This window comes from Plantactinospora sp. CA-294935, assembly GCF_050936445.1.
Lineage (GTDB): Bacteria > Actinomycetota > Actinomycetes > Mycobacteriales > Micromonosporaceae > Plantactinospora.
This window is the reverse complement of the sequence record NZ_JBNJMU010000001.1, coordinates 2,934,033-2,956,455: the sequence shown is the minus strand read 5'-3', so window position 1 is coordinate 2,956,455 and position 22,423 is coordinate 2,934,033. Positions and strand designations below refer to the sequence as shown.

The 22,423-nt window shown below is 72.8% G+C and carries 19 protein-coding genes and 2 pseudogenes; 14 read left to right on the top strand and 7 right to left on the bottom strand.

Translation table 11 applies throughout. The features are described from left to right. Window positions 1-47: 47 nt before the first annotated feature. Window positions 48-2,333: a glycoside hydrolase family 9 protein gene (locus ACQEVC_RS13235; RefSeq protein ID WP_432876719.1), complete on the bottom strand. Its 2,286-nt coding sequence runs from the start codon at window positions 2,331-2,333 to the stop codon at window positions 48-50. A gap of 579 nt (window positions 2,334-2,912) precedes the next feature. Here ACQEVC_RS13235 and ACQEVC_RS13230 point away from each other — a divergent pair. The 5 genes from ACQEVC_RS13230 to ACQEVC_RS13210 all read left to right on the top strand — a co-directional run bounded on the left by ACQEVC_RS13230 (window position 2,913) and on the right by ACQEVC_RS13210 (window position 9,543). Then, on the top strand, window positions 2,913-3,863 hold the full coding sequence (locus tag ACQEVC_RS13230; RefSeq protein ID WP_432876717.1) for an FAD-dependent oxidoreductase: 951 nt from the start codon (window positions 2,913-2,915) through the stop codon (window positions 3,861-3,863). Window positions 3,864-4,038: 175 nt separating this feature from the next. After that, complete coding sequence (locus ACQEVC_RS13225; protein WP_432876715.1) at window positions 4,039-4,914, top strand: hypothetical protein; 876 nt, start codon at window positions 4,039-4,041, stop codon at window positions 4,912-4,914. A gap of 95 nt (window positions 4,915-5,009) precedes the next feature. After that, a complete protein-coding gene (locus ACQEVC_RS13220; RefSeq protein ID WP_432876713.1) occupies window positions 5,010-5,393 on the top strand; it encodes a hypothetical protein in 384 nt (127 codons plus the stop codon). Between the two features lie 230 nt (window positions 5,394-5,623). After that, window positions 5,624-6,226 carry an HNH endonuclease family protein gene (locus ACQEVC_RS13215; protein WP_432891351.1) on the top strand — a complete coding sequence of 201 codons (603 nt, stop codon included), beginning with the start codon at window positions 5,624-5,626 and terminating at the stop codon, window positions 6,224-6,226. A gap of 104 nt (window positions 6,227-6,330) precedes the next feature. Further along, entirely contained in the window at window positions 6,331-9,543 is a 3,213-nt protein-coding gene (locus ACQEVC_RS13210) for a BTAD domain-containing putative transcriptional regulator (RefSeq protein ID WP_432876711.1), read from the top strand. Between the two features lie 15 nt (window positions 9,544-9,558). Here the strand turns inward: ACQEVC_RS13210 and ACQEVC_RS13205 are convergent, their stop codons facing one another. The 4 genes from ACQEVC_RS13205 to ACQEVC_RS13190 all read right to left on the bottom strand — a co-directional run bounded on the left by ACQEVC_RS13205 (window position 9,559) and on the right by ACQEVC_RS13190 (window position 11,931). After that, window positions 9,559-10,128, bottom strand: coding sequence for a dihydrofolate reductase family protein (locus ACQEVC_RS13205; RefSeq protein ID WP_432876709.1), 570 nt, complete (start codon window positions 10,126-10,128; stop codon window positions 9,559-9,561). Window positions 10,129-10,267: 139 nt separating this feature from the next. After that, window positions 10,268-10,522, bottom strand: a complete 255-nt coding sequence (locus ACQEVC_RS13200) for a Smr/MutS family protein (RefSeq protein WP_331205943.1) — start codon at window positions 10,520-10,522, stop codon at window positions 10,268-10,270. A gap of 64 nt (window positions 10,523-10,586) precedes the next feature. Further along, the gene (locus tag ACQEVC_RS13195; protein ID WP_432876707.1) at window positions 10,587-10,955 is read right to left on the bottom strand and encodes a tetratricopeptide repeat protein; all 369 of its coding nucleotides are present in this window, start codon (window positions 10,953-10,955) and stop codon (window positions 10,587-10,589) included. Between the two features lie 217 nt (window positions 10,956-11,172). Next, a complete protein-coding gene (locus tag ACQEVC_RS13190) occupies window positions 11,173-11,931 on the bottom strand; it encodes an ROK family protein (protein WP_432876705.1) in 759 nt (252 codons plus the stop codon). Between the two features lie 64 nt (window positions 11,932-11,995). Between ACQEVC_RS13190 and ACQEVC_RS13185 the strand changes: the two genes are divergently transcribed. The 5 genes and pseudogenes from ACQEVC_RS13185 (at window position 11,996) to ACQEVC_RS13165 (ending at window position 16,268) form a co-directional block, all read left to right on the top strand. Beyond that, on the top strand, window positions 11,996-13,633 hold the full coding sequence (locus tag ACQEVC_RS13185) for an ABC-F family ATP-binding cassette domain-containing protein (RefSeq protein ID WP_432876703.1): 1,638 nt from the start codon (window positions 11,996-11,998) through the stop codon (window positions 13,631-13,633). A gap of 59 nt (window positions 13,634-13,692) precedes the next feature. Continuing rightward, a pseudogene (locus ACQEVC_RS13180) lies at window positions 13,693-13,941 on the top strand (hypothetical protein); the annotation flags it as partial. 156 nt (window positions 13,942-14,097) lie between these two features. Next, on the top strand, window positions 14,098-14,820 hold the full coding sequence (locus tag ACQEVC_RS13175; protein WP_432876701.1) for a methyltransferase domain-containing protein: 723 nt from the start codon (window positions 14,098-14,100) through the stop codon (window positions 14,818-14,820). Window positions 14,821-14,943: 123 nt separating this feature from the next. Continuing rightward, window positions 14,944-15,876: an NADP-dependent oxidoreductase gene (locus tag ACQEVC_RS13170; RefSeq protein ID WP_432876699.1), complete on the top strand. Its 933-nt coding sequence runs from the start codon at window positions 14,944-14,946 to the stop codon at window positions 15,874-15,876. A gap of 104 nt (window positions 15,877-15,980) precedes the next feature. Beyond that, window positions 15,981-16,268 (top strand): YciI family protein, encoded by a 288-nt coding sequence (locus ACQEVC_RS13165; protein ID WP_432876697.1) that lies wholly within the window; start codon window positions 15,981-15,983, stop codon window positions 16,266-16,268. A gap of 52 nt (window positions 16,269-16,320) precedes the next feature. Here ACQEVC_RS13165 and ACQEVC_RS13160 read toward each other — a convergent pair whose 3' ends face one another. Beyond that, complete coding sequence (locus tag ACQEVC_RS13160) at window positions 16,321-17,289, bottom strand: alpha/beta hydrolase (RefSeq protein ID WP_432876695.1); 969 nt, start codon at window positions 17,287-17,289, stop codon at window positions 16,321-16,323. A gap of 18 nt (window positions 17,290-17,307) precedes the next feature. On the opposite strand from ACQEVC_RS13160, the gene ACQEVC_RS13155 reads away from it, so the two are divergent. The 4 genes from ACQEVC_RS13155 (at window position 17,308) to ACQEVC_RS13140 (ending at window position 21,374) form a co-directional block, all read left to right on the top strand. Further along, window positions 17,308-18,096, top strand: a complete 789-nt coding sequence (locus ACQEVC_RS13155; protein WP_432876693.1) for a TetR/AcrR family transcriptional regulator — start codon at window positions 17,308-17,310, stop codon at window positions 18,094-18,096. A gap of 44 nt (window positions 18,097-18,140) precedes the next feature. Next, complete coding sequence (locus ACQEVC_RS13150) at window positions 18,141-19,427, top strand: MFS transporter (RefSeq protein ID WP_432876691.1); 1,287 nt, start codon at window positions 18,141-18,143, stop codon at window positions 19,425-19,427. Between the two features lie 241 nt (window positions 19,428-19,668). Further along, window positions 19,669-20,433: a DUF6071 family protein gene (locus tag ACQEVC_RS13145; RefSeq protein WP_432876689.1), complete on the top strand. Its 765-nt coding sequence runs from the start codon at window positions 19,669-19,671 to the stop codon at window positions 20,431-20,433. Beyond that, window positions 20,430-21,374 (top strand): glycosyltransferase family 2 protein, encoded by a 945-nt coding sequence (locus ACQEVC_RS13140; protein WP_432876687.1) that lies wholly within the window; start codon window positions 20,430-20,432, stop codon window positions 21,372-21,374. Before ACQEVC_RS13145 ends, ACQEVC_RS13140 begins: the two co-directional genes overlap by 4 nt. A gap of 69 nt (window positions 21,375-21,443) precedes the next feature. Here the strand turns inward: ACQEVC_RS13140 and ACQEVC_RS13135 are convergent. After that, window positions 21,444-22,403: pseudogene (locus ACQEVC_RS13135) on the bottom strand (Gfo/Idh/MocA family protein); the annotation flags it as partial. Window positions 22,404-22,423 lie beyond the last annotated feature (20 nt).

Below are 22,423 nucleotides of genomic sequence, written 5' to 3'. Positions count from 1 at the left end.
CGGAGGGCCCGGGTATGCCGGGCCCTCCGTCAGATCTCGTCGGGCGGTCAGTGCCGGTGGTTGCGGGCGTCGCCGTTGTCCTGGTCGGCGATGAAGGCGGCGATCCAGGACAGCGGTGCGTTCCAGTTGATGGTCAGCTCGTTCGTCGCCCAGGACTCGATGTCGTCGATGTAGCAGAACTGCGGCGCGCAGCCGCGCAGCTTCTGCTGGGCGACCGGGTCCTGGATGGCCGAGTTCGGGCCGCCGGAGAGGGTCCCCCGGGGCGGGTTGGGCAGCTCGGGGTTGAGCTGGCGGGCGTACCAGCGGCTGTGCTGGTTGCGCGATGCCACCTCGCCGTAGCCGGTCACGTACGACTGGTTCAGGGCGTTGCGACCGAGGATGTAGTCCATCGTCTGCAACACCCCGTCCCGGTAGCGGTCCTTGCCGGTCAGGTCGAACGCGGTGGCCAGCACGATGGCGTTGTTGACGATGAGGTTGTTGGAGCCCCAGTCGAAGAGGTTGTCCGACGGGTTGTACGGGATGCCGTACGGGTGCGCCTGGAGGGTGGCCAGGTAGCGGTCCGCGCCCTGGGCGACCGAGCCGCGTACCCGGGCCCGGTCCGGCAGGTTGTTCGGCACCGTCGCCAGTTGCAGCCGGCCGAGCGCGGCGGTGTTGCCCCAGTCCATCCCCCGCTCCCGCCAGACGTCGCCGGTGTGGTGCGGCGAGGCGAGCACGAAGTCGCGGTACTCCTTCGCCCCGGTACTCAGGTAGAGCTCCGCGGCGGCCCAGTAGAACTCGTCGGTGACGTCGGCGTCGTTGTACGCGCCGCCGCCGTTGGCGTCGGCCGGGTCGGCGTACCGCTCGGGATTGGCCTTGGCTGCGGCCCAGGCCGTCTTCGCGGCGGTCAGGTTCTGCTCGGCGAACCTGCGGTCGTACGGCTTGAAGACCCGCGCCGCCTGTGCGGCGGTGGCGGCCAGGTTGAGCGTGGCGGCGGTGGACGGCGGGTGCAGTTCGCGCCGCTTGTCGTCCAGGTGTGGCAACAGCGGCAGCCCGGTCCACGAGTCGTCGTGGATCTTGTGGTGGGCCATCCCGGCCAGCGGCTTTCCGGCCGGCACCTGCATGCTGAGCAGGAACTCCTGCTCCCAACGCGCCTCGTCGAGGATGTCCGGCACCCGGTTGCCGCTCTCCGGCAGCGCCAGGGTCCGGTCGCCGAGCCGCCACGGCTCACCGGTGCCGGCCCGGATCGAGCGCTCGTACTCGCTCATCAGCTGGTGCACCGAGATGCCGCCGTTGACCACGTACTTGCCGTGGTCGCCGGCGTCGTACCAGCCGCCCGAGACGTCCAGGGTGTAGTCGCAGACGCCGGGCTGGCAGGGCACCGCCGTGTCGCCCTGGTTGGGCGCCACCCCGACGTGTCCGGCCGGGCGGCCGTAGCCGGGGCGGAGCGCGTCGGAGATCTCGGTGCCGCTGCGCTGGGTGTAGTAGAACTTCAGCGCGTCGGTGCGGAGCTGCTCGTAGAAGTCGGCGCCGATGTCGAACGGCCGGCTGGTCTCGCCGTCGGCGGTCAGCGTGTAGCCGGTGCCGGGGCGGGTGAAGTGCCCGAAGTCGATGGTGTGCACGTGCTGCCCGGAGGAGCGGTCCAGGCCGCGCGGCGTCGTCCGGCCCTGCTTGACGAGCCGGCCGGCACCGTCGCGGAGCTGGAACGGCAGCGGATCGGTCGCCTCGGTGACCACGGTGGCGTTCTTCGGCCCCTTCGGCAGGTAGCCGACCTGGTTGACCCGGACCCGCGGGCCGGTGTCCGGGACGTAGACGTCCGGCTCGGCGCCGCCGGTCAGCGAGATGTCGTCCAGGCAGACCGTCCAGGGTTCGGCGCTGCCGCCGAGTTGGAAGGCGACCTGGGCGTTCGGCAGGTCGACCGGGGAGGTGAAGGTGTAGCGGTACTCGTTGCCGGAGACGCTCAGCTCGGGGCTGGCCGACAGGTACTGCGTGTACGGGTCGACCGGCAACTGCACCAGTGCCCGGCCGACCTTGTTCGGGGTGGCCCGGCCGAAGAACCGGAACTCGTACGACTCACCGGCGACCAGCGCGACGTTGTCCTGGCCGATGATCACGTCCCAGGGGTTGACCGTGCCGCCGGGCACCTCGGTGCAGAGCTGCCCGGTGCTGGAGTCGAGGGTGAGGTTGGCAGTGCCCCACCAGGGGGCGTGGCCGTTGTCGAAGGTGCCGTTGACGATCTGTTCCGGTGCCTCGTCGGCGGCGGACGCGGCGCCGGGTGCGGTCAGCACGGTGGCGGCCAGGGCCGCGACCGCGGCGGCGGCGAGTGGAGCGGCATGCGGCGAGCGGGGTCTGAGCACGTCATTCCTTCCGGTGGGCGCGGTGACCGGTGGCCGGCACCGCCGGGCAGGGGTGGTACGGCGTGAACCAAGATCTATGGAAGCGCTCCCAGTCCGGGAATACCGGGAGATTGACATCGAGTTTCTTGGCTGTCAACCGGCCCCCGGGAGCAGGGCGACGGATGGCGACGATAAATCCCACCGAAGCGGGACAGTCCGGCTCCGTCCACCCCGGACGACGGACCGATCGGCCGACCGGGCGGCCCACCGACCGGCACCCCTTCGGCCGGCGCGTACCGGCACGCGGGCACGCCGGCCCGGAACGGCCGGCTCCGGCAACCGCCCGAAGCCCTGCGGTCACGGATGGTAGCCATCGCAGGTCAGGGTCGAATGAACTCCCTGGTCTTCGCGAATTCGACTGGTCGGGTGACGGGGAGTTCCACCACCGACGGTAATTCACCGCTGCAATTTCCAGCCGGCGCCGGCGTCCGCGAATCCATATTGATGTGTCGACGTGCCGACCCGCACCGCCGCAACCGGGCATCCGGCAGGAGGCGACCACTGGACGGGTAAGACCTCCGTTAATATGGCCTAATGGCGATGTCCCGACGACCCGACGTTCTGGTTATCGGTGCGGGCGTCATCGGACTGTCCACCGCGGTCCGGCTCGCCGAGGCGGGGCTCTCGGTCCGGATCCGGGCCGCCCGGCCGCCGCAGGAGACCACCTCCGCCTCCGCCGGGGCGAGTTGGGGGCCCTACGAGTTGACCGACGAACGGGTCCTGCACTGGAGTGAACAGACCCGACTGACTCTGGAAAAGATCGCCGAGGACCCGTCGTCCGGCGTCCGGCTCGTCCGTGGCCTGGAGGTGGCGCCCTTTCCACTGGAGCCGCCGGCCTGCGTCCGCGACCTGAGCGACTTCGAACTCTGCCCCGCCGCCCAGCTACCGCCCGGCTATGTCAGCGGCTGGCGTTACACCAGTCCACTGGTGAACATGCCGGCCTATCTGGAATACCTCACCGGGCGCCTGATCGACCAGGGCGGCACTATAGAAATCGGCACTGTCGGCTCTTTCAAGGAACTCGTCGGCGCCGCCGACGTACTGGTGAATTGCACCGGACTCGGTGCCCGCTATCTGGTCCCGGACGACCAGGTCTTCCCCACCCGGGGCCAACTGGTGGTGGTCGACAATCCCGGAATAGAAACGTTCTTCCAGGACTGGGCCGAACACGAGGACATGACCTACATCCTGCCGCACGGCAGTCACGTCGTACTCGGCGGCAGCGCGACGCCCGGCTCGGAGGACCTCACGCCGGACCCCGTCCGGGCAGCGGCGATCGTCGAACGCTGTGCCGCCGTCGAGCCGCTGCTCCGCTCCGCCCAGATCCGGCGCGTCCTGGTCGGACTGCGACCGAGCCGGCCGAGCGTACGGATCGAACGCGATCATGTCGACGGCAACGTCCTCATCCACAACTACGGCCACGGCGGCTCGGGGCTCGCCCTTTCCTGGGGATGTGCCGACGAGGTGCTGGCGTTGAGCGGGTTGGTCTGACCGGAGACGCCCGGCCCCGGCTCCGAGCCGGACGGCCTTCGAGACCACCCAAGCTATTCTGAAAGTTCGTCGCACCCGTCACCGCCGACGGCTTCGCGTTTCCCGCACCCCGGGTCCCCCGCCATCTGCCGGCAGCCCGCCAGGGGAGATTCGAGACCATTCGACGGGAGGTCGTGTGACCAGCAGAAGACGCTCTCTCGGCAGTACTCCACTCTGGCTCCTCACCGCGCTCGGCCTCGCCACCACCGCATTCGGGGTCTATCTCCAGACCAGCGGCAAGGAGCAGATCTTTCAGATCATCGCCGGCGCGCTCGCCGCGTTCGGCGGCGCCATCGTCGGCGCCGCAACCAGTCTCTACGTCGCCTCGGGCGACGGCCGCGACACGTTGCTCGCGGTCCGCGAGATGCTCGCCCACTCGCTCGACGTGCGACTGCGCTCGACGGAGGCGGCCCTGTCCCCGATCCGGCGACACTGGCACTACTACCACCTGACGAAGCGGGGCGGCCGGTTCCGCTGGCGGCACACCGACTACCACTTCGAGCAGACCGGTACACCCGGCTCCATCGTGCTCAACATCGCCGACGCCGATCCGAACGGCGACCAGCGGTACCGGAGCGAAGCGGCCATCCGGGGCGACCGGCTGATCCTGGTCGAGTCGCCGGAGGAGGGCAGCACCGAAGGACCCATCGTCGCGATCACCCCGTTCTTCACCGAGGTGTTCCGGCGGGTCCGGCCCGGATTCGCGCTGCTGCGCTCCTGGGACGGCGAGGACATGGTGACCCGGTGCATCTGGAGCACCAGCGCCCTGGTGCCGTCGACCGATCAGGACGTGAACGACGAGGACGGCCGGGTCCTCGACGATATCTGGGAGCGGTCGTTCCTGGCCGGTCACCACATCTTCCCGTCGGTCGGCCATAATCCGCCGGACCCGGCCGGGACAGCGGAATTCGGGCCAGGCGTACGGCCAGAGCGGTCGGTCGACCTGGCGGCGCCGCTGTCCCCGGCGGTACCAGCCGGAGATCCGACCGCAAAACCGCAGATGTCCGACTGACAGGTGCGGACCCGCTGATACAGCATCTGGACAGGACAGATGGTTAGGTATTGTGTCCGGTCGATCGGTCGCGGGGAAGGCGCAAGGAGATGAACATGATCCGCAAGTACGGCAAGGCCCTCGCCGCCGTCGCCGGGGCGGCGCTCACGGTCGCGTACGGCGCGCTCTCCGGGGACCAGCGCATCGAGCCGGACGAGGCGGTGCAGATCGCGATCGCCGCCGCGACCGCGATCGGTGTCTACCTGGTGCCGCTGACTCCGCAGTACCGGTGGGCCAAGACCGCCGTCGCCGTGGTGCTGAGCGTGCTCCAGGTGCTCGCCACGGTGATCCTCGGTGGACTCGACTCGAACGAGTGGATCGCGCTGCTGCTGGCCGCGCTGACCGTACTCGGCGTCGGTGCGGCTCCGGCGGTCTCCAGCAACGGGACCAGCAACGCGACGCCCCGCCAGCCCACCCCCACCACGAGCCAGCCGGCCTGACCGACCAGGATCGGCGCCGGGCGCGGCCCGTCCCGGACCGGACGGGCCCGCCGCCCGGCATCGGGCGCCCGGGATTACGGCGCGCGTCGATGGCCGGTCACGTGACCGTGGCGGTCCGGTCACGATGATCAGTTACGTTGATCCCTCCCGTACCCCCAGAGCCTCGGGAGGCATCCGTGCCGCACATCCGACGTCGCCGTATCCGGCTGACCCTCACCGCCACCGCCGCCATCGCGGCGATCGCCGCGTCCCTGCTGGTCGCGTCCCCGGCCGGCGCCACTCCGCCCGGCATCCCGTCCAAGGCCACCGCCCAGTCGAACCTGAACGCGCTGACCGTCGCCGCCCAGGGTTCGATGACCGGCTACAGCCGCGACCTGTTCCCGCACTGGATCACCATCAGCGGCGCCTGCAACACCCGGGAGACGGTGCTGCGGCGGGACGGCAGCGGAGTGGACGTGGACAGCTCCTGCTACCCGACCTCGGGAAGCTGGTACAGCCCGTACGACGGGGCGACCTGGACCAACCCGGCCGACGTCGACATCGACCACATCGTGCCGCTCGCCGAGGCGTGGCGCTCCGGGGCCAGTTCCTGGGCGACCAGCCGCCGGCAGTCGTTCGCCAACGACCTCAGCGGGCCGCAGTTGATCGCGGTGACCGACAACGTCAACCAGGCCAAGGGCGACCAGGACCCGTCGACCTGGAAGCCGAGCCGCACCGCCTACCACTGCACGTACGCCAAGATGTGGATCCGGACCAAGTACAACTGGGGTCTCCGGTTGCAGTCGGCGGAGAAGAGCGCGTTGCAGACGATGCTGAACACCTGCTCCTCCTGATCCGACATCCCAGCCGAGCCGGCCGGTCCCGCGCACTCCGCTCGGGACCGGCCGGCTTCGGCCCCGTCAGGCTTGCCGCCGGCTGTCATCCGTAGCCTGGGTCGGTGCGATTCGGGGTGTTGGGGCCGCTGGCCGTCTGGACCGACCACGGTGAGCCGGTCACGATCCCGGGCCGGAAGGTCCGAGCCCTCCTGGCCGACCTGCTGATCTCGCCGGGCCGCCCGGTCTCGGTGGACCGGCTGGTCGAGGACCTGTGGGGGACGGCGGCGCCGGCCGACCCCACCGCCGCGCTGCACGTACGGGTCTCGCAACTGCGCCGGGCACTGGCCGGGGCCGAGCCGGACGCCCGGGACCTGGTGGTCTCGCAGGCGCCCGGGTACGAGCTGCGGGCCGACCCCGACGCGGTGGACGCGGGGACCTTCGCGGCGCTGGTCGGGCAGGCACAGGCGGCCGACGACCCGCGTACCCGGGCCGGGCTGCTCGCCGACGCGCTGGCGCTGTGGCGGGGGGACGCCCTGGCCGACTTCGCCGACGAGGAGTTCGCCCGTACTGCCGTGGCGCGCTGGGAGGAGCAGCGGCTGACCGCCGTGGAGGCGTACGCGGAGGCGCGGCTGGAGCTGGGCGAACACGGTCAACTCATCGGCGAGCTGGCCGAGCAGGTGGCCCGGCACCCGTACCGGGAGCGGCTGCGGGCGGCCCACCTTCGGGCCCTGCACCGGTCCGGCCGGACGGGCGAGGCGCTGGACAGCTTCCAGGAGCTGCGGCGCAGCCTCGCCGACGAACTGGGCCTCGATCCGGGACCGGAGTTGGCGTCGCTGCACCGGGCGATCCTGGCCGGTGACCCGGCCGAGGAGCCGCGTGCACCGGCCCGGCGGCGGCTGCGGGCCGGGGTGGCCCTGCCGGCACCGGTGACCGAGCTGATCGGCCGGGACCATGCCGTACGGCGGGCCCGGGAGCTGCTGGCCGCCGGCCGGCTGGTCACGCTGACCGGGCCGGGCGGGGTGGGCAAGACGACCGTGGCGCTCGCGGTCGCGCGGGCGGTGGTCGAGGCGTACCCGGACGGGGTCTGGCTGGTCGACCTGACCACCTGGGACGGGCTGGGCGACCCGGCCGAGCTGGTCCTCTCCGTACTGTCCATTCCGGACGCCCCGGGTGGCGCCGAGCCGGCGGGCGAACGGCTCGCGGCCGTGCTGCGGGAGCGGCGGACCCTGCTGGTGCTGGACAACTGCGAGCACGTCGTCGAGCCGGTCGCCGGGCTGGTCGGCGACCTGCTGCCGGCCGCACCCGGGCTGGCGGTGCTGGCCACCAGCCGGGAACCGCTGCGGCTGCGTGGCGAGGCCCGCTGGGAGCTGCCGCCACTGGACCTCCCCGACACCGACGACCCGGACCGGCTGGCCCGGTCGTCCGCCGTACGACTGTTCCTGGCCCGAGCCGGGTTGCCGGCGACACCGGAGACCGTCGCCGGGGTGGCGGAGGTGTGCCGGCGGTTGGACGGCATCCCGCTGGCGCTGGAGCTGGCCGCGACCCGGGTACCGGTGCTGGGCGTGGCCGAGCTGGCGGCCCGGTTGCGGGTGCCGCAGGACCGGTTCGGGCTGCTGGCCACCGGGCCGCGTGACGCGCCAGCCCGGCAGCGCACCCTGGCCGCCGTGATCGACTGGAGCTGGCGGCTGCTGACCGAGCCGGAGCGGGCGGTACTGCGCCGGCTGGCGGTGCACTCCGGCGGCTGCACGCTGGCCGCCGCCGAGGCGGTCTGCGCCGGGGACGGGGTGGCGACCGGTGAGGTGCTGGACCTGCTGGCCGGGCTGGTCGACCGGTCCCTGGTGGTACGCGCCACCGGGCCGACCGGCGGTGCCGGGCCGCGGTTCCGGCTGCTGGAGTCGGTCTCCGCGTACTGCCTGGACCGGCTGCGGGAGGCTGGCGAAGAGGGGGCGCTGCGGCGCCGGCACGCCGACCACCACCTGGCACTCGCCGAGCGGGCCGACCCGGAACTGCGCGGGCCCGGCCAGCGGGAGTGGCTGCGCCGGCTGGACGACGAGGGCGCGAACCTGCGGGCCGCGCTGGAGACGTACCGGCGCGAGGGTGCGGCCGAGCCGGCGTTGCGGCTGGCCACCGCCCTGGTCTGGTACCGGTTCCTGCGCGGGCGGCTCACCGAGGCCCGCCGGGCCCTGGCCGGCGCGCTGGCCGTACCCGGTGCGGCGCCGGACGCGGTCCGGGCCGCAGCCGTTGCCTGGCACGCCGGCCTGACGATCCGGCAGGGCCAGGCCGGTCCGGAGCTGGCGGCGGAGGCGCTGCGCGGCTACGACAAGGTGGCGGACCCGCTCGGCCGGGCCCGCGCCGAGTGGTTCCTGGCCAGCTCGACGATCGACTTCGGTGACGCGGCCGCCACCGGGGAGTTGCTGGCGCGGGCGCTGGAGACGTTCCGGTCGACCGGGGACCGCTGGGGCGAGGCCGCGGTGCTGAGCATCCGGGCGATGCTCGCGCACATGCGGTCCGACTCGGCCGCGTTGGAAGCCGACGCCCGGCGCGGCGCCGAACTCTTCACCGAGCTGGGCGACGACTGGGGAGTGCTCCTGGCGAACGACTGGCTGATCGGCCTGGCGGACCTGACCGGCGACCGGGCCGAGGCTGCCCGGCTGAGCCAGGAGGGCCTGCGGATCGCCGAGGAGCTGGGACTCTGGTCCGAGGTGGCCGGGCGGCTGGCCTGGCTGGGCTGGATTTCGGTGCAGCTCGGCGACTACCCGGGCGCGCTGGAGCACGCGGAACAGGCGCGACGGCTCGCCGCCGAGCAGGGGCAGCGCCCCGGCGAGGTCTTCGCCACCATCACACTGGCCTTCGCCGCGCGCCGGCACGGCCGGCTCGACCTGGCCGACGAGCACCTGCGCTGGCTGCTCGCCTCGGGCCGGCAGCAGCAGACCGGGGACGCGCACCCGCCGTACCTGGCGATGGTGCTGACCGAGCTGGGCCGGCTGGCCGGGCAGCGGGGCGAGCCTGCGGCGGCACTGGCCTGGCACCGGGAGGCGTTCGACGTGGCCCGGGACCAGGAGTCGGTGCCGGAGATGGCGTCGGCGCTGGAGGGCATGGCCGACGTGCTGCTCCGGGACGGGCGGGCCGACCTGGCCGGGCAACTGCTCGGCGCGGCCGACGCCGCCCGGCGGGAGTCCGACTACCAGATCTCCGACTTCGACCGGGCCGAGCTGGACCGGCTCACGGCGGCGGTCCGGGCCGCCGCCGGGCCGGACTTCGCCGCCCTGTTCGCCCGCGGCGGTGCCCTCGGCACGGTTCAGGCCCGGTCCCTGGTGGACGGGGACCGGGCCTGAGCGGCGGCCGCGGGCCTACTTGGGTACGTAGATGTGCACCACGATCCCGGAGTCGAACCGGTCGACGTCGGCGAGCTTCAGGTGCGTGGTGTCGAAGCCGGCGCCCTCGAAGAGGTGCTTGCCGGCACCGACGATCACCGGGAAGTACCAGAAGTGGAACTCGTCGACCAGGCCGTGCTGCACCAGCGTGCGGTCCAGCTCGCCGGTGCCCCACTTCAGGATGTTCCGGCCCGGCTGCTCCTTCAGCTTCGCGACCTCCTCGGCCACGTCACCCTTGATCAGCGAGGCGTTCCAGGTGGTCTCGGTCAGGGTGCGCGAGGCGACGTACTTCGGCATCGCGTTCATCACGTCGGCGCCCGGGTCACCGGCCCGGGCCGACCACGCCTCGACGAATCCCTGGTACGTCACCCGGCCCAGCAGCAGGGCGTCCGCCGAGTCCATCAGCTTCTGGGCGTAGCCGGCGTGGTCGCCGTCCCAGTACGGCTGGCCCCAGTGCTGCGGCTCCGCCCGGGATGCCGTGGACGGACGGGTGTCGTCGATGATGCCGTCCAGCGAAACGAAGGTCGACTCGATGAGCTTGCGCATGGTCTCTGCTCCCTGTGGTCTCTGCCGGCGCTCCTCGTTGCCGCCCGCCTGATGACCACACTCTGCCGCCCACGCCTTACGGTTTCCTTCCGGCGCCCCTACGGTGGCCCGCCGGCCAGGCAACAGGGTCGATGACCGTCTATTTCCAACGGAAGTGTACGAAGAGCCGGCCGAAGTTCTTGGAGTCCTTCTCGACCCGGTGGTAGAGCTGCTTGATCTCCTTCTGGTCGAGGAAGCGCAGTACCCGCTTCTTGAGCTGCCCGGACCCCTTGCCCGGGATGATCTCGACCATGGTGGCCTTCTTGGCCACCGCCTCGTCCATGATCCCGCGCAGCGCCCGGTCGATGTCCTGGCCACGGTTGAAGATGTCGTGCAGGTCGAGCTTGAGCTTCATCGGCGGGTCACCGGCCGGGCAGCGTCCATGGCACCCGATGGTAGGCGGAGCGGCCGGTCGGCGGTCACCGCCGACCGCCGACCCGGGTCTCGACGCGCTCCAGGGCGATCCGGTAGTCGTCGTTCTCCGCGTACATCGCGGCGGCGATCCGGAGGTGCCGGAGGGCCTCCTCCGGGCGGCCGACCCGTTCCAGGGTGCGGCCCAGCACGTGGTGCGCGTAGTGGTCGCTCGGGTCGCGGTGCACCAGCGTGCGCAACTGCTCCTCGGCCCGGGCGAGCTGCGCCGACTGGAAGTACGCGCGGGCGAGCAACTGCCGCACGGAAGCGTTGTCGGGCTCGGCCTCGACGATGGGCTCCAGCAACCGGGCAGCTCCGGACGGGTCCCCGGTCTCGAAGTACAGGGTCGCCCGCCGGTACTCGGCCAGAAGATCCACTAGACCCACCTCCTCGTGTCTCGACTACTTCCCCCCGACGCTGGCACAACACCGCCAGTACCGCGACTGTTCCGATCGACGAGATCGTCACGGCAGATGCCACCCTGGCGCGGAGGTCCGCCGCCGCCGACCTGGACGCCGGCTCCGCTACCTCTGTCGGATAACGCCTCTGGTGTCCAGGTCCGTAGCGGCTGGAAGCGGGCGCGCGAACGTGCGGTCAGCCCCGGCGGCTGCCCAGCTCCCAGGCGCGTACCCCGCCGAGGATGCCGGCACTGTTCGGCACCACCACCACGTCGTCGCCCATCCGGGCCAACTGCTCCGGACGGACCAGCCGCGAGTTGCCGCCGCCCAGATAGAGCCGGTCCCAGAGGAAGACCGGGCGCAGCCCGTCCACCACCCCCCGGACCCGACGCGACCAGAACGCGTCGCCGAGCCGGCGCCGCTCGTGCTCGCCGATGTAGGTGTCGTAGCTCATCCCCCACCGGACCGGCGCCTGGGACAGCTCCAGGTGCGGGGCGAGCAGCCCGCCGTCGAAGAGCGCGCAGCCCAGCCCGGTGCCGAGGGTCAGCACCAGTTCCAGGCCGGTCCCGGCGACCACCCCGGCGCCGTGCACCTCGGCGTCGTTGAGCACCAGCGTCGGCAGCCCGAACGCGTCGGTGAGCGCGCTGCGCACGTCGAAGCCGGACCACTCGGCGACCAGGTCCGGGTCCGGCCTGGTGCGCGGCCCGGCCCGGGTGACGTAGTGCGGGGTGGCCACCACGACGCCGTGCCGGAGCATCCCGGGCATCCCCACGGTGACCCGGTCGGCCGCCGGCAGCCGGCCGGCGAGCGCGAGCAGCGTCTTGACGAAGAGCGCGGTCGGCAACGGGTACGGGGTCGGCACCCGGAGCGGCCGGGTGCGCATCGTGCCGGCGTCGTCGAGTACGGACGCCTTGATCCCACCGCCGCCGCAGTCGATCGCCAACGTGGTCATCACAGGGATCAGTCTGCTCCTCCACCGCCCGGCCGCACCCGGACGGGCGGATAGCATCTGAGGTCCCATGAGCGCCACACTGATCGCCAAGGACCTCGCCGCCGGACACGGCGACCGGGTCCTCTTCGCCGACCTCGAACTCGTCGTCGCCCCCGGTGACGTGGTCGGAGTGGTCGGGGCCAACGGCGCGGGCAAGTCCACGCTGCTGCGTACCCTGGCCGGGCTGCAACCGCTCGAACACGGCACCCTGGCCCTCAACCCGCCGTCGGCGACCGTCGGCCACCTGCCGCAGGAGCCCGAACGACGGCCCGGCGAGACGGTCCGGGCGTTCCTCGGCCGGCGCACCGGGGTGACCGCCGCGCAGACCGAACTCGACGCGGCGACCGAGGCGCTGACCGACGGCGTCGCGGGCGCCGACGACCGGTACGCGACCGCGCTGGAGCGCTGGCTCGCCCTCGGCGGCGCCGATCTGGCCGAGCGGGCCGACCAGATCGCCGCCGAGCTGGGCCTCGCGGTCGACCTGGAGCAGCCGATGACGGCGCTCTCCGGCGGCCAGGCGGCCCGGGCCGGGCTGGCGTCGCTGCTGCTCAGCCGCTACGACATCTTCCTGCTGGACGAGCCGACCAACGATCTCGACCTGGCTGGGCTGGACCGGCTGGAGGAGTTCGTCACCGGACTGCGCGCCGGCACGGTGCTGGTCAGCCACGACCGCGAGTTCCTGACCCGGACGGTGACCCGGGTCCTCGAACTCGACCTGCACCAGCAGCAGGTGCGGCACTACGGCGGCGGCTACGCGGCCTATCTGGAAGAGCGCGAGGTGGCCCGCCGGCACGCCCGCGCCGACTACGAGGAGTACGCCGACACCCGCGCCGCGTTGGAGGCGCGGGCCCGGTCCCAGCGGGCCTGGATGGAGAAGGGTGTCAAGAACGCCCGGCGGAAGGCGACCGACAACGACAAGATCGGCCGGAAGTTCCGCACCGAGGCGACCGAGAAGCAGGCGGCCAAGGCCCGGCAGACCGAACGGCTGATCGAACGGCTGGACGTGGTCGAGGAGCCGCGCAAGGAGTGGCAACTCAAGATGGAGATCGCCGCCGCACCCCGAGCCGGCGCGGTGGTGGCGGCGCTGCGCGGTGCGGTCGTCCGGCGCGGCGACTTCACCCTCGGCCCGGTCGACCTCCAGGTGGACTGGGCCGACCGAATGGTGATCACCGGCGCCAACGGCTCGGGGAAGTCGACTCTGCTGGCGGCCCTGCTGGGTCGGCTGCCGCTGGACACCGGGCACGCCTCGCTCGGCCCCGGGGTGGTGGTCGGCGAGGTCGACCAGGCCCGGGGACTCTTCGTCGGCGGGCAGCCCTTGCTGGACGCCTTCGGCGCCGCCGTACCGGACCTGGCCCCGGCCGACGTGCGGACCCTGCTGGCCAAGTTCGGGCTGCGCGCGGCGCACGTACTGCGGCCCGCCGACACCCTCTCGCCGGGTGAGCGGACCCGGGCGGCACTGGCCCTGCTCCAGGCCCGGGGCGTAAACCTGCTGGTCCTGGACGAGCCGACCAACCACCTCGACCTGCCGGCGATCGAGCAGCTCGAATCGGCACTGGAGTCGTACCCGGGAACGCTGCTGCTGGTCACCCACGACCGCCGGATGCTGGAGACGCTCCGGGCCACCCGGCACGTCCGGGTCGACGCCGGCCGGGTCACCGAGTCCTGAGCGCCCCGCCGGCATCGACGGCTGTTTCTTCCGCCGCCCGGCGGGGCAAGAACTACCCCATGCTCAGATGGGAGTACGCCCTGTTGGTGCGCCGGCGCCAGCCCCGGTTGGACGACACCGGCTGGGAACTCGCCTACACCTGGTACGGCCCGGACGGTGCCGTGCTCGACGTGTCCCCGTACGGGGACACCGCACTCGCCCACCTCAACCGGGCCGGGGCCCAGGGTTGGGAGCTGGTCTCGGTGACCGAGGACGGCAGCCAGCAGGGCAGCGCCGAACTGCACCGCTACCACCTGAAACGGGTACTCCGCCCGGTCGCGTCCCGACCGAGGCTGCGCAACCTGCGCGCCGGCCGACGCGCCGCCACCGGCTGACCCCCGGCCTCGGCCGCACCGATCGCCGGAGGCAGGCCCGGGCCAGGCGTAGACCGGCCGATTCCGGGTAGCCCCGGCCGGGAGGTGGTGATGGTCGCGCAACTGCAGAGGGCGCCCTCCGGCGAACGGTTGCGGGCGATCGACGAGTTCCTCGGCATGGCGTACGCCGACCTCGTCAAGCACGACGACCGGCTGCGTGGCACGGCGGTGGAGGTACGGTTCGACCGGGGCGTGGCGCACCTGACCGGCGAGGTGGCCGACCGGGACGAGTTGGCGCTGGTCCGGCGACTCGTCGGCCGGCTCGACGGCGTACTGGCCGTCTGGTCCCGGGTACGGGTGGCTGGGCGCGACCCGGTGGTGATGGATCTCGGCTGCGGCGCCGCCAAGCAGTACCCCGGCAACCTCGGCCTCGACCTGCGGGTGGCACCGGGGGTGGACGCCCAGGCCGACCTCTCCGGCCCGCTGCCGCTGGCCGGCGACTCGGTCGACGTGATCTTCACGGTGCACATCCTGGAGCACCTGATCGACTTCCTGACCCTGGTCGACGAGTGCCACCGGGTACTCCGGCCCGGCGGCGTACTGCACGTGATGAGCCCCTGGTGGGGGCATGTCAACGCGGTCGCCGACCCGACCCACGTACGCCTGCTCGACGTGCAGACGATCAAGCACATCTGTCAGCGCCATCCCGGCGCGCCCCGGTGGTACCCGCTGCACGCCGGCTGCGACGGCGCGTCGATCTTCGCCGACATCACCCCGCTGGGCCCGGACGACCCCGGCCCGGACCCCAGCCACCTGGCCCGGTTCTTCGACTGAGCCGGACCGGTCCGGGAAATTGGGGTACCCGCCGAGCTGGAAGGCATGTAGCGGAGCCCGGCGGGAATGCACCGATGTCGGATCGGGCGAGCGTTCGGGGAGGGCCGGTAGATGCGTGCCGTCATGTCTGAGTCGTTTGGGGCGATGCCGGAGGTCCGGGAGATGCCGGAGCCGACGCCCGGTGACGGCGAGGTGAAGATCGAGGTACAGGCCTCCTCCCTGAACGGCTTCGACGCCAAACTGGCCGGAGGCTTTCTGGCCGGCGAGATCGAACACCAGTTCCCGGTGGTGCTCGGCCGGGACTTCGCCGGCATCGTGACCGAGGTCGGGCGGGGCGTCAGCGGCTTCATGCCCGGCGAGAAGGTCTTCGGGGTGGTGACCAAGCCCGGGCTCGGCGACGGCTCGTTCGGCGAGTACGTGGTCGTGCCGGAGGAGATCGGCCTCGCGCCGCTGCCGGCCGGGCTCGACTACCGGGCCGCCGGCGTACTCGGCCTGGCCGGGGTCGCCGCGCTGGCCAGCGTGGACGCGGTCGCCCCGGTACACGGCGAGACGCTGCTGATCTCGGGAGCCACCGGCGGGGTCGGCCACTACGCCGTCCAGCTCGCCGCCGCGCGGGGCGCGACGGTGATCGCCACCGCCGAGGCCGGACCCGCCGTCGACCTGCTGCACGAACTCGGCGCCGCGCACACCGTGGACCACCGGGCCGATCTGGCCGCACAGGTCCGGCAGCTCGCCCCGGACGGGGTGGACAGCGCGGTGCATCTGGCCGGCGACCCGGAGCTGATCGCCGACCTGATCACTCCCGGCGGCCGGTTCTCCTCCACCCTCGGGGTGGACCCGGAACAGCTCGGCGACCGGGCGTTGAACGTCACGGCGGTCGACGCGATCCCGGACCGGCTCGTGCTCGACCACATCGCCACCGAGGCCGCCGCCGACCGGCTGCGCCCGTCCATCGCCCGCACCTACCTGTTGGACGAGGTCCCGCAGGCGTTCGCCGACTTCAACAACAGCGGTACCGTCGGCAAGCTCGCCGTGGCGATCGGCTCGGCCGGGTAGCGGCGCGACGCGGCGGAACGGCGTCGTCACCGACGATGTCGACCGCGACGCGGCTGTATCAGCGGTTACCGCGAAGGCCCCGGGACAGGTCGTAGGGTCTGCACATGATCGTTGTGGAACTGCGCTTCACCGGCGACCCCGCGCCCCGGCTGGCCGCCCGGCCGGCCCACCGGGAACTCCTGGCCCGACTGCACGCCGACGGCGCTCTGCTGGCGGCCGGTCCGTGGGCGGACGACTCGGGCGCGCTGCTGCTCTTCGACGCGGACGAGTCGGCGGTACGGCGGGCCCTCGACGTCGACCCCTACTACCGGACGCCCGGGGTCAGCGTGGTCGCGGTACGGCCCTGGACACCGGTGGTCGGCGGCCCGGCGACGGCTGGCGGCACGGCCTGAACCGCGCCGTCCGGTACCGCTGCGGGCCGCGCGGCCGGCACCGGTCCGCCCGCTACCGGCCGGGCTGCGGCTGCCCGGACTTCGCCGCCTGTACGGCCCAGTTGAGCGCGTAGTCGGCGACCTCCTCCCAACCGGGCTGGCCCACCGTGTAGTGCGGCCGGCCGGGAAACTCCTTGTATCCGGTGACCGCGCTCGACTTCCGGTACCGCCCGGCGGTCGCCTTCGTCACCGACGGCGGCACCACGTGGTCGGCGCCGCCGGCGATCAGCAGCAGCGGTGCCCGGCGCTCGTTGCCGAAGTCCACCCGCAGCGCGGCCCGGGGGTTCAGGTTCGCCAGCGCCGCCTCGAACAGCACGTGCCCGGCGGCCGGTACGTGGTAGCGCCGGTAGACCCGCTCCGCCTCGGCCCGGGACATCGTGTTGGTGAAGGCGTAGTGGAACTCGTCGAGGCTCAGCGGTACGGCCCGGTGCCGGTTCGCCGGGTTGCGCAGCACCGGCAGGCTGGCACGGAGGGTGGAGAGCGGGAGCCGGACCACCCCCTTGACCGCCGCCGGGTCGATCGCCACTCCGGCCGCGCCCAATCCACGGTCCAGCAGCATCTGGGCGAACGCGCCGCCGAACGAGTGCCCCATGATGATCGGCGGGGTGGGCAGGTCGCGGATGATCCGTTCGTAGTGGTCGACGATCCGACCCGAGGTCAGCTCCGCGATCGATCCGGAGTCGCGGCGCAACGCCTCGACGTCGGAGTCCATGCCGGGCCAGGCCGGCGTCAGCACCTCGAACCCGGCATTCCGGTACCGGCCGGCCCAGTGCTCCCAACTTCGGGAGGTCAGCCACAGGCCGTGGATCAGCACGATGGTGTCGGGTCGGGTCGGTTCAACGGGTAGGAGGGGCATGATCTCCTCTTCCGGCGTGATGTTCTCTTCCGGCGTGCTGGGCAGCCACTTCCGGGCCTGCCGTCGGATACCCCTGACCGGCTGCGGCAACCGGGCGGACTTCAGCGTACGCTGTAAGGAGTTCACGCCGGGGAGAATGACGAGGTGACGACGGAGTACAGCGGCAGTGGCGACCCGAAGCGGAGCATGGAGCTGCTCTGGGGCGTACCCGATCGTCCCCGGCGGGGCCCGAAACCCAGGCTCACGGTGGACCGGATAGTCCGGGCGGCCATCGAGATCGCCGACCGCGAGGGGCTGGCGGGCCTGTCCATGCGACGGGTCGCCGACGAACTCGGCGTCACCGCGATGTCCCTCTACACGTACGTGCCGGGCAAGGCCGAGCTGCTCGACGTGATGCTCGACACCGTGCACGCCCGGACCGCCCGACCGGACGACGACCAGGGCGACTGGCGGAGCCGGCTGGAACGGCTGGCCCGGGAGAACTGGAACCGCTACCGCCGGCACCCCTGGCTGCTCCAGGTCGCGACCAGCCTTCCGGTGCTCGGCCCCAACTCGGTGGCCAAGTACGACCGCGAACTCACCGCCGTCGCCGGGCTCGGCCTGACCGACATCGAGATGGATCTCCTGGTCGGCCTGGTCGCCGACTACGTGCACGGCGCGGTACGCGGCGCCGTGGAGGCCGCCCAGATGCAGCAGCGCACCGGGATGACCGTCCAGGAGTGGTGGGAGCGCTTCGCACCCCTGCTGGAGCAGGTGTTCGATCCCGAGCGGTACCCCGTGGCGGCCCGGGTCGGCGCGGCGGCCGGTGCCGAGCACAACGCCCCGGCCGACCCGGCCCGTTCGTTCGAGTTCGGGCTGCAACGGGTGCTGGACGGCATCGAGGCGTTCGTGCGGGCCCGGGCCGCCCGGCAGGGGCTTGCCGAGCGACCGTGACGGGTGTTGGCTGAGATCCCTTCCGGTTCCGTTGGGGGGTCTCCGTGCCGCCGCCGTCCCTCGACGACCCCGCCGCGCTGCGCCGTGGCCGGGTCGCGGTGTCGCTGCTGTTCCTGCTCTTCGGGATGGCCATCGGCACCTGGACGGCCCGGATCCCCGCGGTCAAGGAGGAACTGGGACTGACCGACGGTCAGCTCAGCGTGGGCCTGCTCGGGCTCGCCGCCGGCGCCATCACCGGCATGCAGCTCACCGGGCGCCTGGTCGACCGGTACGGCAGCGCCCGGGTGATGCTGCCGGTCGCCTTCGCCGAGGGCGGTTGCCTGCTGCTGCCCGGCTACGCCGTCAACCTCGCCACGCTGGCCGTGGCACTCTTCGTCTTCGGTACGGTGCACGGCACCCTGAACATCGCGATGAACGCCAACGCGGTCGAGGTGGAGCGGGCGCGGCGCCGCCCGATGCTCTCGTCGTGCCACGCGGTCTACAGCATCGGCGGCTTCCTCGGTGCGGCAATCGGCGGTCTCTTCGCCCACGCCGACGCAGATGTCCCCACCACCTTCTGGACGACCGCACTGGTCGCGCTGGGTCTCGCCGCCTGGGCCGCCCGTTGGGCCCTGCCGCAGGCCGGGCACGCCGCGACATCGCCGGCCGCACCACCACCTCCGGCCGCCGCGCCGACGATCACCGCGCCTCCCGCCGGTGTACCGGAACCGGCCGGCGCGCGGCGCTCCGGGGAGCGGCGGGAGCCGCCGGGCGTGCTGTTCCTCGGTGTACTGGCGTTCTGCTGCCTGGTCGGCGAGGGCGCCGCCGCCGACTGGAGCACGGTCTACCTTCGGGACAGCCTGGGCAGCGGCCCGGGCTTCGCCGCGGCCGCGTTCGCGGCCTTCTCGATCATGATGACCGCGGGTCGGCTCGTCGGCGACCGACTGGCCGCCGCCCTCGGGCCGGTGGTCCTGGTACGCGGCTGCGGGATCCTCGCCGCCGTCGGGCTCGGCGGCGCGCTGCTGGTCGACCACCCGGTCGCCGGGCTGCTCGGGTTCGGCTGCCTCGGCGCCGGCCTCTCCTGCATCGCGCCGCAGGTCTTCTCGGCCGCCGGTAACCGGAACCCGAGCCAGGCCGGCCGGGCGCTGGCCCGGGTCGCCGGCCTGGGCTATCTGGGCTTCCTCGTCGGGCCGGTGGTGATCGGCGGCGCCGCCGAACTGATCGGGCTGCCCCGCGCCCTGGCGCTGCCCGCCCTGCTCGCGCTCTTCGTCGCGCTCGCCGCCGGAGCGGTCCGCCCCCGGCCGGGACGGCCGCACCCCGCCGAACCGGTCAGCTCGGACCCACAGTCCTGACCTCCGGCCGGTACTCCTCGCCGGCCAGGCAACGCGGCAGATATCGAGACGCCCGACAGCTCCCGGGGGACTGCGACCTGGGGCGGGCGCACTGCCTTCCCGGGCCGGAGCGCGGCGAATCGGCCGGGTCAGCGCCCCCGTTGCCCGCCCCGGCAGCACTGGATATATTTACCTTCATCGTCGTGTGGGAGCGTTCCCAGGACGGTGGGCCAGCGAGCACGGACGGGGTGAGGTCGGCGGCATGAGCACGATCCGGCTGCTCGTGGTGAACGGCTGCAGCTTTGCCCGGGGCGCCGAACTGGCCGAGCCGGAGCGGGACGCCTGGCCGGCCGTACTCGGCCGGGAACTCGGCATCGGCGTGGTCAACCTGGCCTGCGACGGCGGCTCCAACCGGCGGGCCGTCCGGACCACGGTGCAGCACCTGGAGTCGATCCGGGCGGCGCACGGGATCGGGTACGACCAGCTCCTCTTCGTCAACATGTGGACCGCGTTGAGCCGCAACGAATACCACGACAGCGGAATCGAGGACGGGCCGGTCCGCGCCGACCTCGGGGTACGCCCGGCGCTCCCCGGCGAGCTGCACTGGCAGCGGGTGGCCGACTGGAAGGCCGCCGAGGGGGACAAGCCGTCGAAGGCGTACCTCCGGCACCTGTTCAGCACCACCGGCGAGACGGTCAACTTCTTCGTGGACTGGCTGTTGCTGGAGCACCACCTCACCGGTCGCGGGGTGCCGAGCCGGTTCGCGTTCGCCTGGGAGATCCTGCCCGACCCGATCCCGGCCGAGGCGGTACCGGTGATGCGCGCGCTCCGCGCCGACCTGGTCTTCGGAGCGCTGCCGCCCCGACCGGAGGAGACGTTCCGGGAGATGGTCTTCGGCCGGGTGCCGTTCGGCGACTGGGACCATCCGCTCCGGGAGGGGCACCAGCACTTCGCCGCCGCGATGTTGCGCTGGCTCGACGGTGACGAGCGGCTGCGCTTTCCACTGAGCGGACGGAGCGGCCGATGACCGTACAACCGATGACCGCACGGCCGATGACCGCGGCCGGGTCCGGCACGGTGGCGGATCCGGACGGGCGGGCCGGCCCCGGGCTGGTGTCGGTGATCATGCCGGCCCGCAACGGCGCCGCGACGATCGGTGCGCAACTGGCGGCGCTGGCCCGGCAGACCTACTCCGGACGCTGGGAACTCGTCGTGGTCGACAACGGCTCCACCGACGGTACGCCCGAACTGGTCGCCGCCAACGCCTGCCGGCTGCCCGGGCTCCGACTGCACCGGGCGGGCGCCCGGGCCGGCACCAGCTACGCCCGCAACGAGGGCTGCCGGGTGAGCCGGGGCGAACTGCTGCTCTTCTGCGACCAGGACGACGTGGTCGCGCCCGGGTGGGTGGCCGAGATGGTACGCGGACTCGCCGAGTTCCCGGCCGTCGGCGGCCACGTCGAACGCCGGCTGCTCAACGACGACGTCTCGCTGGCCACCCGCCCCGAGAAACCGGCCGGATCGCTCCAGTCGGGATTCGACTTCCTCCCGTACGCGCTCGGCGCCAACTGCGGGGTACGCCGAGCCGTCTTCGACGAGCTGGGCGGCTTCGACCCCGCCTACCGGTACGGCTCGGACGAGGTGAGCTTCTTCTGGCGGGCCCAGCTCGCCGGGTACCCGATCGGGGCGCTGCCGGACGCGGTGGTGCACTACCGACTGCGTCGCCGGCTCCGGGAGATGGCCCGGCAGTACTACTCGTACGGCCTGAGCCACCCCCGGCTGTACCGGGACTTCGCCGCCGCCGGGCTACCCCGCTCGGTCCGGCCGGCCGCCCGGGAGTGGCGCTGGCTCCTCGGCCACCTGCCCGACCTGGTCCGGTCCCGCACGTCCCGGGCCGTCTGGGTGACCCGGTGCGCGATGCGCTGCGGCCGGATCGTCGGCAGCCTGCGCAACCGGGTCGTCTTCCCGTGACCTGGACGGCCAGCCCTCCGCCCCGGCCGGCCGACGGTCCAGCACCGCCGGCCAGTCGTCGTCGGCCGGGTAGCGCACTCCGGTGCGGGCCCGGACCTCGTCCAGGATCCGCAGCACCGCCACGGTGTCGGCCAGGGTGGCGAGCGGGCTCTCGGTCAGCCCGGCCCGCAGGCAGCGCATCACCTCGACCGCCTCGTGCACGAACCCCTCCCCCTGGTAGGGCACCTCGACGATCCGCGGCTCACCGTCGCCGGAGTGCAGGGTCAGCCGGCCGGGCCGGAAGAACCCCCGGTCCAGTTCGATCCGGCCGGCGCTGCCGCAGACCGTGGCCGTCCACGGCGTGTCGGCGACGATCGAGCAGGAGAGACTGGCCAGCGCCCCGTCCGGATAGCCCAGCACCAGCGCGGTGGTCTCGTCGACGCCGTACGGGCTCAGCGTGGCGAGCCCGGTGACCGAGTCGGGCGCCCCGAGCAGCAGGTGGGCCAGGGTCACCGGATAGACCCCGAGGTCCAGCAGGGCACCGCCACCGAGCGCCGGGTCACGCAGCCGGTGGCCGGGGTCGACCGGCCCCACCAGGCCGAAGTCCGCCTGCACCAGCCGGGGCACCCCGACCGCGCCGTCCCGGACCAGGGTGACCAGCCGGCGGATCGCCGGTACGCAGCGCATCCACATCGCCTCCATCAGGAAGAGGCCGGCGGAACGGGCCCGGGCCACCAGGTCGACGGCCTGGCCGGCGTTGAGGGTGAACGGCTTCTCGCAGAGCACCGGCCGCCCGGCGTCCAGGCAGAGCGCGGTGGCGGCGTGGTGGCTGGCGTGCGGGGTCGCCACGTAGACGACGTCGACCCGGTCGTCGGCGGCGAGCCCGGCCCAACTGCCGTGGGCGCGCGGGATCGCGTACCGGGTGGCGAACCGTTCGGCCGCCTCCCCGGTACGGGAACCGACCGCCACCACCTCGGCGTCCGGCAGCCGCAGCAGGTCCTCGACGAACCGGCCGGCCATCCAGCCGGTGCCGAGCACCCCCCACCGCACCGGCCGGACGGGTGCCTCCG